This window comes from Exiguobacterium sp. s26 (genome assembly GCF_018618235.1).
Classification (GTDB): Bacteria; Bacillota; Bacilli; order Exiguobacteriales; family Exiguobacteriaceae; genus Exiguobacterium; species Exiguobacterium chiriqhucha.
The window spans coordinates 42,259-56,243 of sequence record NZ_JACSLS010000003.1 but is presented as its reverse complement, the minus strand read 5'-3'; the positions used below and the strand labels follow the sequence as shown (position 1 = coordinate 56,243).

At 52.9% G+C, this 13,985-nt stretch carries 16 protein-coding genes; all 16 read right to left on the bottom strand.

All coding sequences use genetic code 11. From position 1 onward, the window contains the following. Positions 1-68: 68 nt before the first annotated feature. On the bottom strand, positions 69-917 hold the full coding sequence (locus tag KNP82_RS05020) for a pyruvate, water dikinase regulatory protein (RefSeq protein WP_051627707.1): 849 nt from the start codon (positions 915-917) through the stop codon (positions 69-71). Next, positions 904-1,533, bottom strand: coding sequence for a transcriptional regulator CcpN (gene ccpN / locus KNP82_RS05015; RefSeq protein ID WP_021065695.1), 630 nt, complete (start codon positions 1,531-1,533; stop codon positions 904-906). Before ccpN ends, KNP82_RS05020 begins: the two co-directional genes overlap by 14 nt. Positions 1,534-1,554: 21 nt before the next feature. Beyond that, positions 1,555-3,609 carry a glycine--tRNA ligase subunit beta gene (gene glyS / locus KNP82_RS05010; RefSeq protein WP_214714604.1) on the bottom strand — a complete coding sequence of 685 codons (2,055 nt, stop codon included), beginning with the start codon at positions 3,607-3,609 and terminating at the stop codon, positions 1,555-1,557. Further along, a complete protein-coding gene (glyQ, locus tag KNP82_RS05005; protein ID WP_370447070.1) occupies positions 3,602-4,495 on the bottom strand; it encodes a glycine--tRNA ligase subunit alpha in 894 nt (297 codons plus the stop codon). The genes glyS and glyQ overlap by 8 nt, the downstream gene beginning before the upstream one ends. 288 nt (positions 4,496-4,783) lie before the next feature. Next, entirely contained in the window at positions 4,784-5,533 is a 750-nt protein-coding gene (gene recO / locus KNP82_RS05000; protein ID WP_021065692.1) for a DNA repair protein RecO, read from the bottom strand. A 3-nt stretch (positions 5,534-5,536) separates the two neighbouring features. Further along, positions 5,537-6,445, bottom strand: coding sequence for a GTPase Era (gene era, locus KNP82_RS04995; RefSeq protein WP_029595225.1), 909 nt, complete (start codon positions 6,443-6,445; stop codon positions 5,537-5,539). 35 nt (positions 6,446-6,480) lie between these two features. Continuing rightward, positions 6,481-6,831, bottom strand: a complete 351-nt coding sequence (locus KNP82_RS04990; protein ID WP_029595224.1) for a diacylglycerol kinase family protein — start codon at positions 6,829-6,831, stop codon at positions 6,481-6,483. Continuing rightward, positions 6,828-7,304 (bottom strand): rRNA maturation RNase YbeY, encoded by a 477-nt coding sequence (gene ybeY / locus KNP82_RS04985; RefSeq protein WP_021065689.1) that lies wholly within the window; start codon positions 7,302-7,304, stop codon positions 6,828-6,830. Before ybeY ends, KNP82_RS04990 begins: the two co-directional genes overlap by 4 nt. Then, positions 7,282-9,363 (bottom strand): HD family phosphohydrolase, encoded by a 2,082-nt coding sequence (locus tag KNP82_RS04980; protein ID WP_021065688.1) that lies wholly within the window; start codon positions 9,361-9,363, stop codon positions 7,282-7,284. The genes ybeY and KNP82_RS04980 overlap by 23 nt, the downstream gene beginning before the upstream one ends. An 18-nt stretch (positions 9,364-9,381) precedes the next feature. Continuing rightward, the gene (locus KNP82_RS04975; RefSeq protein ID WP_031199860.1) at positions 9,382-10,338 is read right to left on the bottom strand and encodes a PhoH family protein; all 957 of its coding nucleotides are present in this window, start codon (positions 10,336-10,338) and stop codon (positions 9,382-9,384) included. A gap of 134 nt (positions 10,339-10,472) precedes the next feature. Beyond that, positions 10,473-10,907, bottom strand: a complete 435-nt coding sequence (locus KNP82_RS04970; protein WP_021065686.1) for a hypothetical protein — start codon at positions 10,905-10,907, stop codon at positions 10,473-10,475. A gap of 5 nt (positions 10,908-10,912) precedes the next feature. Continuing rightward, positions 10,913-11,893: a flotillin-like protein FloA gene (gene floA / locus KNP82_RS04965; RefSeq protein WP_021065685.1), complete on the bottom strand. Its 981-nt coding sequence runs from the start codon at positions 11,891-11,893 to the stop codon at positions 10,913-10,915. Then, a complete protein-coding gene (locus tag KNP82_RS04960; RefSeq protein ID WP_021065684.1) occupies positions 11,890-12,402 on the bottom strand; it encodes an NfeD family protein in 513 nt (170 codons plus the stop codon). Before KNP82_RS04960 ends, floA begins: the two co-directional genes overlap by 4 nt. 136 nt (positions 12,403-12,538) lie before the next feature. Further along, the gene (locus tag KNP82_RS04955) at positions 12,539-12,988 is read right to left on the bottom strand and encodes a GatB/YqeY domain-containing protein (RefSeq protein WP_021065683.1); all 450 of its coding nucleotides are present in this window, start codon (positions 12,986-12,988) and stop codon (positions 12,539-12,541) included. A 33-nt stretch (positions 12,989-13,021) separates the two neighbouring features. Further along, positions 13,022-13,216 carry a 30S ribosomal protein S21 gene (gene rpsU, locus KNP82_RS04950; RefSeq protein ID WP_029334745.1) on the bottom strand — a complete coding sequence of 65 codons (195 nt, stop codon included), beginning with the start codon at positions 13,214-13,216 and terminating at the stop codon, positions 13,022-13,024. Positions 13,217-13,293: 77 nt separating this feature from the next. After that, positions 13,294-13,959, bottom strand: a complete 666-nt coding sequence (gene deoC / locus KNP82_RS04945) for a deoxyribose-phosphate aldolase (RefSeq protein WP_021065682.1) — start codon at positions 13,957-13,959, stop codon at positions 13,294-13,296. Positions 13,960-13,985: the final 26 nt, after the last annotated feature.

Genomic DNA, 13,985 nt, shown 5'->3' with positions numbered 1-13,985 from the left:
GTTCCGTTTCAATGTCATGTCAGTACTCTATTATACCGTTATCACCAGTCGATTACTAATCCGAGTGCTCAATCCTCTTTTGATTGATCGAGCATCCGCAAAATGATGCCAGCCGTCTCTTCGACGGCCTTGTTCGTCACATCGATGACCTCGCAACCGATCCGCTCGTAAATCCCACGGGCGTATTCGAGCTCCCGGTTAATCCGTTCGAGTTGGGCGTAATCGGCCTCGGGTTTTAATCCGAGCGACTTCAACCGTTCCATCCGAATCGAAATCAATTTGTCAGGGGAGATAATCAAGCCGACACACTTGTCAGGCGGCAATTCAAACAGTTCTTCCGGCGGGCGTGACTCCGGCACGAGCGGCACGTTCGCGACCTTATAGCGCTTCAGGGCCAAATACTGCGAGAGCGGTGTCTTCGATGTCCGTGAGACGCCGACGAGGACGATGTCCGCCTTTTTCAACCCGCGCGGATCACGTCCGTCATCGTACTTGACCGCGAACTCCATCGCTTCGATTTTCCGAAAATAATCTTCGTCCAAACGATAGATGAGTCCTGGTTTTTCACGCGGACTCTCACCGAGTTGACCAGCGAGCACATCGAGCAAATCCCCGAGCAAATCGACCGTCTTCACACCGTACTCTTGTCCGAGACGGACGAGCAATGACCGGTGTTCTTCATTGACCAACGTGAAGGCGATGACCGCTCCTTGGGCACGCGCTTGTGTCACGACGTCGTGAATCGTCTGTTCATCTTCGACGAACGGGATGCGGAGCGTCTCAATCGCATTCTCATGGAATTGGATGCTCGCGGCCCGGACGACGAGTTCACACGTCTCGCCGACTGAATCGCTCACGACAAATACGAGTTGTTTTTGTGTCAGTGTCAAACCAGATTCCTCCTCAGAACGACTCATCGTTAGCGAGCGCGATCAATACTTTCGTCATGTTCGTCTTCGTCATGCGACCGAGCACAATCAGCTTGCCATCCTTCTCTTCAACGACCGGCATGGCATCGATTTGCTTCTCGATCAACTTCATTCCGGCCCGAATCAACGTCTCACCCTTCTCACATACCGTGATGTTCGGCATCCGGGTCATGATGACGTTGACCGGCAACTGATCGAGATCTTGATTACCGATGGCAGCCCGGAGTAAGTCTTTACGCGATAGGACGCCGACGAGCTCATTGTCTTTCCCGACGACAAACAGCGAGCCGACGTCTTCCAAGAACAACGTCACGACAGCGTCATACACCGTCATCTCGTTACTGACGACTTTCGCCGACGACATGAAGTCTCCGACCGTCAACGAGTCAAGCTTTTCCCGAAGCAGGGATGAGTTTCGTTTGCCGACGAACGTGTAGCCGACACGCGGTCGGGCTTCTAGTATTCCAGTCATCGTCAAAATGGCAAGGTCCGGTCGGAGCGTGGCCCGGGTGAGCGATAGCTCTTGGGCGATCTGCTCCCCCGTGATCGGTCCGTTGACCCTTACGATTTCAACGATCTTCTGTTGGCGTTCATTCAGCTGCATAGCCAACCCCCTCAAGTTTGGTCAGAGTACGAGCGCGCTAAAATCGGCGACATTCTCGATTGTCGCAGCGAGTCGTTTCATCTCGCGCAGACGGTTCTCGCGAATCGCTTCGACATCGCTCATGACCATTGTATTTTCAAAATAAGTGCTAATCGGATGTTCTAGGGCGCGCAATGATGTGATTGCTTGATGATAGTCGCCCGCCTCGACCGCGCGTTCCGTCTCCGGTAACGTCGCTTCGATGGCAGCGTGGAGATCTTTCTCCTCCGTATTTTCAAACAATGACGGATCGACGTCCCCGGCCTCGCCTTTTTTAGCGATGTTGACGACGCGTGTCAATTGTTCGATGAGCAGTTTCGCCTCGCTCGCGAGCATGGCTTGAACCGCATCCGCTCTCGCATCGAGTCGGTCGATCGCAAGGCCAGTCGTCAAGACCGCGTCAATGACGTCATAACGGACTTGTCGCTCTTGCAGACGATACTTCAAGCGAAGCATGAAGAAGTCCTCGAGTTGCGCCTTGACTTGTTCTTTATCGGCATCGTAAAGTCCTGCCTGAAGTTGCGAATCGACAACTTGTGAAAGTAATTTGTCGAGTGGCAAAGCAATCTTCCAATCCGCCAAAATTTGAACGACCCCTTGGGCTTGACGACGGAGCGCAAACGGATCTTGTGAACCGCTCGGGATCATGCCGATTCCGAAGAAGGCAGCAATCGAATCCAGTTTATCGGCGAGTGCGAGTACGGCACCCGTCGATGTCGCCGGCGAGGCATCACCAGCAAAGCGCGGCATGTAGTGCTCACGGATCGCCGCGGCCACTTCCGCGTCCTCACCTTGTTGGAGCGCATACTTCTCACCCATCACTCCTTGAAGTTCTGTGAACTCATACACCATTTGGCTGACGAGGTCGAACTTATGGATGGCACCGGCACGCGCCACTTTGGCTGCATCCGCATTGAACAATGGCGCAAGCGTTCCTGCGAGCTGTTCGACGCGACGGACCTTATCTCCCGTCGTGCCCAACTTCTCATGGAAGACGATGCGGTCGAGACGGACGAGTTGTTCGTCAATCTTCGTCTTTTGGTCTTCCTCATAGAAGAAGACGGCATCTGCCAAGCGGGCCCGGATGACCTTCTCGTTCCCTTTGGCAACGTTTTGAAGGTGTTCAGCATTTCCGTTACGGACGGTCACGAAATAGTTTTTGAGCGTTTCACCGATATAAACCGGGAAATAGCGCTGATGTTCTTTCATCGTCGTAATCAAGACTTCTTCTGGAAGTTCGAGATAACGTGCATCGAATTCACCGAATAGCGCTGTCGGCCACTCGACGAGGTTCGTCACTTCTTCGAGCAACGAGGCATCGAGCGGGACGGTCCAACCCTGTTCTGAAGCCAACTCCTCGATTTGACGTTCGATGCGCCCTTTCCGGTCTTCGTACGAAGCGACAACGAACTCGCGTTCAAGCGTCTCAGCATAGGCAGCCGGTTCCGTGATGACGACGTCACCCTTACTCAAGAAACGGTGACCACGCGTCACGTTCCCCGTCTTCACGCCTTCGATTTCGAAATCGATTTGTTCGGTACCGAACAAGGCGACGAGCCAACGAATCGGACGCATATAGCGTAGGCTGCTCGTGCCCCACTTCATGTTTTTCGGGAACGTCATGCCACGGACGACGTCTTCGAGTGCTGGGAGCAACGTGCTCGTCGGTTGACCTGATTCATGACGGTCGGCGAAGACGTACTCGACACCTTTCTCTTCGGCGAAGTACAAGTCGTCGACCGATAGGCCGCGGCCACGGGCAAAGCCGGCGGCTGCTTTCGACCAGTTTCCTTCAGCATCTTGAGCAATCTTTTTCGCTGGTCCGCGAAGCGTCTCCGTCAAATCTTGTTGGTTCTCTTCCACGTCTTTGACGAGAACGGCGAGGCGGCGCGGTGTCGAATAAACGGTGATGGCACCGAATTGGACACGGGCTTCCGTCAAGAAGGTAGTTACGCGTTCCGCCAATTGTTTTTCTGAACGGAGGACGTATTGGGCTGGTAATTCTTCAAGTCCGATTTCTAATAAAAGGTCACGCATCAAGGGCACCTGCTTTCTGTTGGTTCAAAAGTGGGAAACCGAGACGTTCCCGCTCTTCGATAAATTTGGCGGCACAGGCACGGGACATGTTACGGACGCGTTGGATGAAACCGGTCCGTTCTGTCACCGAGATGGCGCCTTTCGCATCGAGAAGGTTGAACGTATGCGAACATTTAAGGATATAGTCGTAAGCCGGGAAGACGAGGTTTTCGTCCAAGGCACGCTTCGCTTCTTTTTCATACGTATCGAACAATGTGAACAACATATCGACGTCCGAGAGCTCGAACGTATATTTTGAATGTTCGAATTCCGGCTGATAGAAGATATCGCCATATTTGAATCCGTCTGTCCAGACGAGGTCAAACACGCTTTCGACTTCTTGGATATATGACGCAAGACGTTCAAGACCGTACGTGATCTCGACGGCGATCGGATCGCACTCGATGCCACCAACTTGTTGGAAATACGTGAACTGAGTGATTTCCATCCCGTTCAACCAGACTTCCCAACCGAGTCCGGCCGCACCGAACGTCGGGTTCTCCCAGTTGTCTTCGACGAAACGGATGTCGTGCTCGAGCGGGTTGATCCCGATCAACTCTAAGCTCTCTAAGTAAAGCTCTTGGATGTTGCTTGGCGACGGCTTCATGATGACTTGGAATTGGTGATGCTGATACAAGCGGTTCGGGTTTTCTCCGTACCGTCCATCCGCCGGACGACGTGATGGCTCTGTGTAACAGACGTTCCACGGCTCGGGTCCGAGACTCCGTAGGAACGTCATCGGGTTCATCGTGCCGGCCCCTTTCTCAACGTCATACGCTTGCATTGTCAAACAGCCTTTCGACGCCCAGAAATTTTGTAACGTCAAAATAATTTCTTGCACGGTCATGTGCTTCATATGTGACACCTCCAAAAGTATTGAAACGACAAAAAACGCCCCTATGTGCCATGCACATAGGGACGGGATTACCCGCGGTTCCACCCTACTTGCCTCGAGATGAGGCCACTCTTTGGATTGTGGGCGCTCTGGAATTGCCATTCACTTCAACCTGGCGTTCGGCTTCCACCTTCCCGAACTCGCTGCACCCACGGTATAAAAGCTACTTGTTTTCCTTCATTGCGCACGCTATTTCATTTGTCTAATCGTAGATTATGGTATCGAATCTTGTCGAAAAAGTCAATCATCGTTCAAGTACAATCGCTGCATTTGGTCGAGGACCCGTTTCGTCTTCAGCCGCAGACCGCTATAGGAGTCCATATACGCATCAAACAGCTGTCGGAGCAGAATCCGCGTCTCTTTCGTGAGCGGAACGTTACTGAATTCGGACAGTTCGTGCCGGCTCATCAAATAGAGCAACTTCGCCAGACGCTCGCTCATGCGAATCGATCCTTCTTCTTGGTGCCGGGCGCAGAGGAAGCCGCCGGCCGTCACCGAGAAGTACATCGGGTCGGTCACATCGTTGCACCGGATGCAGCCGGTCAAGACCGGTGCGACCCCGAGCAAGTGCAAAATGCGCAGTTCGAAGTGATGCGTGATCACTTCCGGATCCATCCCTGCATTGAGCGCCTGCAGGGCGTCGTTCAAGATGCGATAGAGCGGACGGTTCGGGACGCGGTCCTCTACCGTCCGGTCGACGAGTTCGAGCCAATACATGGCGTATGCCATCCGCTCGACGTCTTTTCGGATTTCCGGATAAGACGTGATCACATCCGACGATTTCAATTGGCCGAGGCCACGACTCGCCGGAAAGATATATACCGCTTCGACGAACGGCTGACTCGACGAATGCAGACGGCTGCCCGGCTTTTTCGCCCCTCGTGCCATGACGGCAACTTTTCCGAGCTCTTCGGTGAACAAGGTGACGACTTTGTTCGACTCTCCGTAATTGACGGTCCGAATGACGATTCCCGTGACCTTTTGCAACATGGCTTAATACTCGTCGTCGCGGAAACCGAGGTCGCGGAGTTGGCCCATCTTGTTACGCCAATCTTTTTGCACTTTCACCCATAGGTTCAAATACACTTTCGTCCCGAGGAGCGCCTCGATGTCGTGGCGCGCTTCTGTCCCGATTTCGCGGAGCATCGCACCTTTTTTGCCGATGACGATTCCTTTTTGAGAATCACGCTCGACCATGATCACGGCCTCGACATCAATCATTTCCGAGTTTTCCCGTTTCTTGATCGATTCGATTGCGACCGCGATTGAGTGCGGCACTTCATCACGCGTCTTATGGAGCACTTTCTCGCGAATCAATTCAGAGATGATGAACCGTTCCGGGTGGTCGGTCACTTGGTCGGCCGGATAATACATCGGTCCTTCCGGGAGCAACTTTTTGATTTCTTTAAGGAGCGGTTCGACGTTGTTGCCTTGAAGTGCCGAAATCGGGACGTACGCCGCGAAATCGAGTTGATTCGTATACTGCTCGATGACAGCCGGAATCTCGTCCGGATGAATCAAGTCGATTTTGTTCATGACGAGAATGATTGGCGTGTCGAGCCCTTTCAACTTCTCGATGATGAACTCATCGCCGGCGCCGCGCGGTTCCGTGACGTTGACCATGAAGAGGATCGCGTCGACTTCACGTAGTGCGTTCGTCGCGACTTTCATCATGAAATCGCCGAGACGGTGTTTCGGCTTATGAATCCCTGGCGTGTCGATAAAGATGATTTGCGAATCATCCGTCGTATACACACCTTGGACCTTATTGCGCGTCGTCTGCGGCTTGTCTGACATGATGGCAATCTTTTGTCCGATGACCCGATTCAAGAACGTCGATTTCCCGACGTTCGGACGACCGATGATGGACACAAAACCTGATTTAAAATCTTCTTGATACATAGTGCACCTGCTTTCTAAATTTCCAATACGTTCAATCATATAACGAATTTGTCGATTATATAAGGGCCAAAAATGAATAGTGCCGTGATGGCGGCCCCGATCGCTGCGACGAGGACCGACCCGGCCGCGACGTCTTTCGCTTGCTTCGCGAGGGGGTGGATGTCTTTCGTGACGAGGTCGACCGTGCGTTCGACCGCCGTGTTCATCAGCTCGAGCGCGATGACGAGCACGACCCAGCCGAACAGAATCAAGTTCTCGAGTTTCGTCGTCGGGAGCCACCAGGCAAACACGACGACGAGCAGGCTCGATACGAGATGAATCAGCATGTTGCGTTCGGTCCGCACTGCGTGCACGATGCCGTGCAAGGCGAACCAGAACGGTTTCACACTTCGCCTCGTTTCAGCTCGAAGTGAGCGAGCACTTGTTCTTGGCGCGCCGTCATCTCTGCTTCTTCCTCGGGCGTCATATGGTCATACCCGAGCAAGTGGAGAAATCCGTGAATCGCCAAGAATCCGAGTTCCCGTTCGAACGAGTGGCCATAATCGGCCGCCTGTTCGCGACAACGTTCGACCGAGATGAGCAAGTCCCCTAGGAGACGGGGCTCGTCTTCATCGAGCATGAAGTCCATCTCGTCTTCTCCCATCTCATCAAAGGCGAAACTGATGACGTCGGTCGCCGCATCTTTCCCGCGCCATTCGCGGTTGATGGCTTGAATCTCATCGTTCGTCAAGAACGTGACCGATAGCTCACTCGGTTCTTCGACGTCTTCTTCCATCGCCGCATGGACCAATATGGATTCAACGAGCTCGATTTGAGCATCCGACAATAAGCCGTGCTCATCGTTCGAAATGATTTGCATGTAAGTCTCCTTCTTTCTTCAGTTCTGGATACTCGATTCGTTCATGGAACAGGCCGGTCAGCGTCTCACACGCGCTTTCCCCGACGCGCCATACTTCTTTCGTCGTCAACTCGCAGTCTTCGAATTGCCCGTCTTGTAGCTTATCACGAATAATCGCACTGACGAGCTGACGAATCCGTTCTGGTGTCGGTTGCTTCTGTGACCGGACCGCCGCCTCGATTGAATCGACGATCATGACGACCGCCGCCTCGCGTGTCTGCGGCTTCGGTCCCGGGTAGCGGAACCGTGATTCATTGACGTCACGCGTCTCTTTCGCTTTCACATAAAAGAACTTCAAGAGCGATGTGCCGTGATGTTGCTCGGCGATATCGATAATCTCTTTTGGCAACTTATAACGACTCAACAGATCGGCCCCGTCATATGGATGGGCCATGATGATGTCGGCTGATTCCTCCGGTGTGAGCCGGTCGTGCGGGTTGACGCCGTTCTGCTGATTCTCGATGAAATGGAGCGGACGCTCGGTTTTACCGAGGTCATGATAATAACTGGCGACCCGGGCGAGCAGTCCGTCGGCACCAATCGCCTCGCAAGCCGATTCGGCCAAGTTGGCGACCATCATGCTGTGATGATACGTCCCCGGGGCCTCCATCAACAACTTGCGTAACAGCGGATGCGTCGGACTCATCAATTCGATGAGGCGACCCGACGATAGGACGCCGAACCACGGTTCAAGGAACGGCAAGAAGCCGAACGTGAGCACGATGGACAACAGCGCGCTCGTGATGGCGAAACCGGATAAGTAGGCGACCATCTCCCACGTCACTTGCGTGTTGCGCAAGAACAAGAGCGCGAGTACCATGATGATATTGATAATGCCGAGCAACACACCGGACAAGAATAGTCGTTTGCGCTGAATCTTCGGTTCGACGAGGAAGACGGCCAAGAAACTTCCGGTCGCGAAATAGACGACGGTCATGAAGCTCGTGTTTTGCCCGAAACTCGCCACAATCGACCCGGCAATCATCGTGATCAACGCCGAGGCGAGCGCGACCCGTTCATCGACGAGGATACGCAGCAACAGGACGACGAATGCCGTCGGTGCGAGCACGTACGCATATGTCGTGAACTCGATACCGATATAACCGACACCAAAGAAGATGCCGAGCTGTAACAATAATAATCCATAGACAGTAATCAAGATTTTAGGGCGGAGTAACAGTTGTTGAATTTTCGAACGGATTAACATGAACAGAAAACCGATCGTCAACAGTCCGCTCAGTAAGTAAGCCCCAAACAGCGGTGCGAACGAACGATTTGGATCGATAGCCCCTGTCAATTCGAGTTTGCGGTAGATTTCGCGCGTCACGACCTCGCCTTGGTTGACGAGCAACTGGCCTTCTTGAATGATGACCGGTTCGACCGCATCGACCGCCTGCTGTTCTTTCTCACGTGTCGCTTCAGAGTCGAACACGTAGTTCGGTACGATCAATTGATCGCTCAGGCTGTTAGCGATCGCCCGGAACTCGAGTGAGAGCGGTGATTGGTCGACAAGTGTCTCAGCCCGATCTCTCGCTTCTGAGATGGACTGTGAGCTCGTGTCGATGCGGTTACCCATCACTTCTTGGAGCGCCGTCACGGTGACGTCTTCGACCGTACGACGGGTGTTCTCGCTCGCCTCGAGCAGAAGGTTCAGTTCATCATCACCGAGGAATCCGTTCACCTCGGTCGAATTCAAGCGATTTTTGATGTCTGATAGCTCGGTGTCATCTTCCGTCTCTTCGAACGCTGCGAACAGTTGCTCGACTTTGGCGATCTGTTGATCGGCAAACTCACGCCGCAACGAGAACTGACTGCCGACGCTATTGATCGCATCTTGTCGTAACCGCTCCGTCGCCGTCCGGTCTTCAATCGTGACCGGCGAGCGAATGTCCTGTTCGGCAATCCCGAGCGGCTCGACACTAATGATGGATGGGCGCACCGTAAAGTATAGAATCGCGCCTAAAATGAGAAAAAAGAGGACGGAGATTGTCGCGACCGTCCAATGACGTGCTTGCTGCATCAGTGCCCCCCCTTTTGGTTATGTGAGTTCGGTACTATAGGCGTTAATGATTTTCTTGACGAGCGGATGGCGAACGACGTCGGACGACGTGAAATGTTCAAAATGAATCCCATCGACACCTTCAAGCAGATGTAACGCTTCTTGCAATCCTGACGCTTTACCTTTCGGCAAATCGACTTGCGTCAAATCGCCGGTGACGACCATTTTCGAGCCGAACCCGAGTCGCGTCAAAAACATCTTCATCTGTTCTTTCGTCGTATTCTGCGCCTCGTCTAAAATGACGAACGCATCTTCAAGCGTCCGGCCGCGCATGTAAGCGAGCGGCGCGACTTCGATTGTGCCGCGTTCGAGCAATCGGTTCGTCTGTTCGACGCCATAGACGTCAAACAAGGCGTCGTACAACGGACGCAAGTACGGGTCGACCTTCTCTTTCAAGTCCCCCGGCAAGAAGCCCAAGTTTTCACCCGCTTCGACCGCCGGACGCGTCAAAATGATTCGTTTGACTTGGCCTTCTTTCAGCGCACGCGCTGCCAAGACGACGGCCAAATATGTCTTCCCGGTCCCCGCCGGTCCGATTCCGAACACGAGGTCACGTTTTTCGATGGCCCGGACATATCGGCTCTGCCCGACCGTTTTCGCCCGAATCGGTTTCCCTTTGTTCGTCGTGAAGACGACTCGCTCATAATGCTCGAGCAACTCGTCGCCCTTGCCGACCTTGATGTGTTGAATCACACTGATGGCATCGCTTTCGTTCAAGCGAGCCCCTTTTTTAACGAGTTGTTGCAACGTCTTGATAACGGCCTTCGTCAATTCGAGCGTATCGGCCGTATCGGCCTGAATGATTAATTCTTCTCCACGAGGAGTGAGTGCGACCGCGAGTTCTGCTTCGATAGCTTGAAATACCTCGTCCTTCGGTCCGAGGAGCGCCTGCGCTTCGTTCGCATGTTCCATGACGAACGGAATTTTATCAGTCATAATCAATGGTTGTTTCTCCTCCCCATCAGTAGATTGTTCCTTCTTTACTTTAGCACTATCAAGCCGTTCGTGAAAGAAAGACCGTCCATTCCTCCAACAAAAAGAAGCAGTGACACGGAGTCACTGCCTCAGGTTTAACGACGGCGTTTCGACACCGGCGGTTGCAAAATTTCACTCCACACGACCGCTTGCCGAACTTGCTTCATCGAGATGCGCGGTTGTGGCCGCGACTCGGTCGACTCGGAAATCGGTGGAATTTTGACCGTCTGTTCGAACTGGGCACTCACGTGCGGTAGCTCTTCACGTCGACGCGGTGCATGTCGGTCTGTCGTTTCGGCCGGTGCGGCGACACGGCGACGTAGTTTCTGAGGAGCCGGTTTGTCTTGCTTGTTGCGCGGCTCATCGAACGTCGCCTCGACTTCTTTCATCATGTCACCGACCGTATCGAGATAACGTTTCAAATCCGTACTCGGTGGTCGTTCTCCAGTAGATGATGGTTTCTCCATCCGCTTCATGACCGCCGAGGCAATCCCGAAAGCGGCTAAGAGTAGTACCCAGAGTCCATCCATGTCCGTTACTCTCTATCAGATTCGACAGGATGACCGATCGCTTTACGCATTTCTGTATCGGCTTGGACGTTCAAGTAGTTGACGTAATCCATGACCCCGAGTTTGCCATTTCGAAGTGCGTCGGCCATCGCGAGCGGGACTTCCGCCTCGGCCGCGACGACTTTGGCGCGCATCTCTTCGACCGATGATTTCATCTCTTGCTCACGGGCGATCGCCATCGCGCGGCGTTCTTCCGCTTTCGCTTGCGCGATTTTCTTATCAGCTTCGGCTTGGTCGGTCTGGAGGACCGCCCCGATGTTTTTACCGATATCGATGTCGGCGATATCGATTGATAGGATTTCAAACGCGGTCCCTGAATCGAGACCTTTCGTCAATACGGTACGTGAAATCATATCAGGGTTCTCCAAGACGTGCTTATGGTTGTGTTGTGAACCGATCGTCGAGACGACCCCTTCACCGACACGGGCGATAATCGTCTCTTCCCCGGCACCCCCGACAAGACGGTCGATGTTGGCACGGACCGTGATGCGGGCTTTCGCCTTCACTTCAATCCCGTCCATGGCCACACCGGCGATGAACGGCGTTTCGATGACTTTCGGGTTAACGGACATTTGAACCGCCTCTAACACGTTACGGCCAGCAAGATCGATTGCTGCGGCACGTTCAAACGATAATTCGATATCGGCACGGTGGGCCGCAATCAAGGCGTTGACGACGCGGTCGACGTTACCCCCGGCCAAGAAGTGACTCTCGAGCTGGTTCGTGTTCAAGCCGATGCCGGCTTTGACCGCTTTGATGAGCGGGTTGACGATTTTCGATGGGACGACGCGACGGAGTCGCATCCCGATTAGTGTGAAGATCGAGACGTGGACGCCAGCGGCGAACGAGCTGATCCACAGCCCGACCGGTACGAACGTGAAGAATACGGCGAGCGCAATCAATCCTCCACCCGAGATGAGTAACGTGGTCAATAGTTCTGGTGTCATTCTGTTACATCCTCCTTCGGCTCTATAAAGTTGCGGACGACAACGCGTCCTGAATCGACTTTATACACCTGAATTTTCGTTTGCGAATCGAGATAGCTACCTTCTGTCACGACATCAATCCGTTCTCCGTCAATCTCAGCGGTACCCGCCGGGCGAAGCGGCGTCAACGTGACCCCGACTTTCCCGAGCAACCGTTTGCGGTCATCGTGGGACAAATACCCTTTGTCTGTTGACGTCGAATCGGTCAAAATCAACCCTTTATACATGAGCGATCGATTGGACTGTAGGCGACGATATGCCCAAAATCCGAGTCCAGCGACGATGGCCGTGGCTAAACCAAGCGACAACCACAGTTGTCCGATTGTGGCACCCGCCATAATCAAACTGGCGACGACCGCCCCAATCCCTAGCACGCCGAACAATCCAAAACCGGCAACGAACACTTCAATTCCTAGAAGGACGATCCCGACAAAAAACACCGTTAGAATCACTCCGAGACCAAATGTCATCGTATTGCAACCCCCTTCCGAGTTCACAAGCTACCTCTTATCTCTAGTGTATACGAAACAAGTTCGCTTTTGGTTTCGGAATACGCAAAAAAAGACAGAAACTTTTGGTTTGACCCAAAAATCCCTGTCTCTCTCATTAATTCGTCAATTGTTGTTTGACAATGCGGTTCACAAGACCACCGTCTGCCTTGCCTTTAACTTGAGGCATGACGACGCCCATCACCTTACCCATATCCGACGGGCCTGTAGCATTCGTTTGAGCAATAGCTGCTTTCACGATCGCCGTGACTTCATCTTCAGAAAGTTGTTCAGGCATATAGGCCTCTAGTACGACAATCTCGTCAGCTACTTTAGAAGCAAGGTCTTCACGACCAGCGCTTTCGAATTCTCGGAGGGAGTCTCTGCGCTGTTTCATCTCTCGGTTGAGCACCGTGAGTTCCTCTTCCTCAGTTAGATCTTGTCGACCAAATTTGATGGCCTCATTTTGGAGCGACGCTTTGACCATCCGGATCGTCGTGAGACGATCTTTTTGTTTCGCGCGCATGGCTTGCTTCATGTCGTCCGTCAAGCGTTCTTGAAGACTCATGAGCTAACACCCTCTCTACAAATGAAACTGAAATTAGAATTTCTTACGCTTACGCGCAGCTTCTGATTTCAATTTACGTTTTACGCTTGGCTTTTCGTAGTGACGACGTTTGCGAACTTCGGCAAGAGTGCCATCTTTCGAAACACCGCGTTTGAAACGACGAAGAGCGTCTTCAAGCGATTCGTTTTTACGGACACGAGTTTCCACTAGTTTTCCCTCCCTCCGAATTACACGACTAAGGAAACGTGTTTCACACGTCATAACATATTATAGTGAAAGTAAGTCGTGCGGTCAACCACTAGTTATTAATAGTCGCTGTCTGAACGTCCGCCTGTAACGATGGCGATTCCAGCTGATGCGCCGATGCGCGTCGCGCCGGCATCAATCATAGCTTGTGCGCCTTCGAAATCACGTACGCCGCCTGAAGCTTTAACGCCGAGATCTGGTCCGACCGTCTCACGCATGAGGCGGATATCTTCTACTGTCGCACCGCCTGTCGAGAAGCCAGTCGACGTTTTCACGAAGTCTGCGCCTGCTTTGACTGAAAGCTCAGCCGCTTTTTTGATTTCTTCTTTCGTAAGGAGGCACGTCTCAAAGATGACTTTAACGAGCGTTCCGTTTGCCGCTTCGACGACAGCGCGGATATCGCGCTCAACGAGATCGAAATCGCCGTCTTTCATGGCACCGATGTTGATGACCATATCGATTTCGCCTGCGCCGTTTGCAATCGCGTCTTTAGTTTCGAACGCTTTCACTTCTGGCGTGTTAGCTCCGAGTGGGAAGCCGATGACCGTACATACTTTGACGTCGTCATCTGATTTGAGTTGTTCCGCCGCGTACTTCACCCATGTCGGGTTGACACAGACGCTTGCGAATTTGTATTCGAGCGCCTCGGCACAAAGTTTTGTGACTTGATCTTTCGTTGTTTCTGCCTTCAAGGCTGTGTGGTCGATATAACGTGCTAATTCCATCGTAAAATTCCTCCTCTGATGTATCG

Bases quoted from the DNA above. Each gene is read 5' to 3' on its own strand.
- KNP82_RS05020 (WP_051627707.1), bottom strand. From the start codon at position 917: ATGAGTCGTTCTGAGGAGGAATCTGGTTTGACACTGACACAAAAACAA.
- ccpN (WP_021065695.1), bottom strand. From the start codon at position 1,533: ATGCAGCTGAATGAACGCCAACAGAAGATCGTTGAAATCGTAAGGGTC.
- glyS (WP_214714604.1), bottom strand. From the start codon at position 3,609: ATGCGTGACCTTTTATTAGAAATCGGACTTGAAGAATTACCAGCCCAA.
- glyQ (WP_370447070.1), bottom strand. From the start codon at position 4,495: ATGACCGTGCAAGAAATTATTTTGACGTTACAAAATTTCTGGGCGTCG.
- recO (WP_021065692.1), bottom strand. From the start codon at position 5,533: ATGTTGCAAAAGGTCACGGGAATCGTCATTCGGACCGTCAATTACGGA.
- era (WP_029595225.1), bottom strand. From the start codon at position 6,445: ATGTATCAAGAAGATTTTAAATCAGGTTTTGTGTCCATCATCGGTCGT.
- ybeY (WP_021065689.1), bottom strand. From the start codon at position 7,304: ATGCAAATCATTTCGAACGATGAGCACGGCTTATTGTCGGATGCTCAA.
- KNP82_RS04980 (WP_021065688.1), bottom strand. From the start codon at position 9,363: ATGCAGCAAGCACGTCATTGGACGGTCGCGACAATCTCCGTCCTCTTT.
- KNP82_RS04975 (WP_031199860.1), bottom strand. From the start codon at position 10,338: ATGACTGATAAAATTCCGTTCGTCATGGAACATGCGAACGAAGCGCAG.
- KNP82_RS04970 (WP_021065686.1), bottom strand. From the start codon at position 10,907: ATGGATGGACTCTGGGTACTACTCTTAGCCGCTTTCGGGATTGCCTCG.
- floA (WP_021065685.1), bottom strand. From the start codon at position 11,893: ATGACACCAGAACTATTGACCACGTTACTCATCTCGGGTGGAGGATTG.
- KNP82_RS04960 (WP_021065684.1), bottom strand. From the start codon at position 12,402: ATGACATTTGGTCTCGGAGTGATTCTAACGGTGTTTTTTGTCGGGATC.
- KNP82_RS04955 (WP_021065683.1), bottom strand. From the start codon at position 12,988: ATGAGTCTTCAAGAACGCTTGACGGACGACATGAAGCAAGCCATGCGC.
- deoC (WP_021065682.1), bottom strand. From the start codon at position 13,959: ATGGAATTAGCACGTTATATCGACCACACAGCCTTGAAGGCAGAAACA.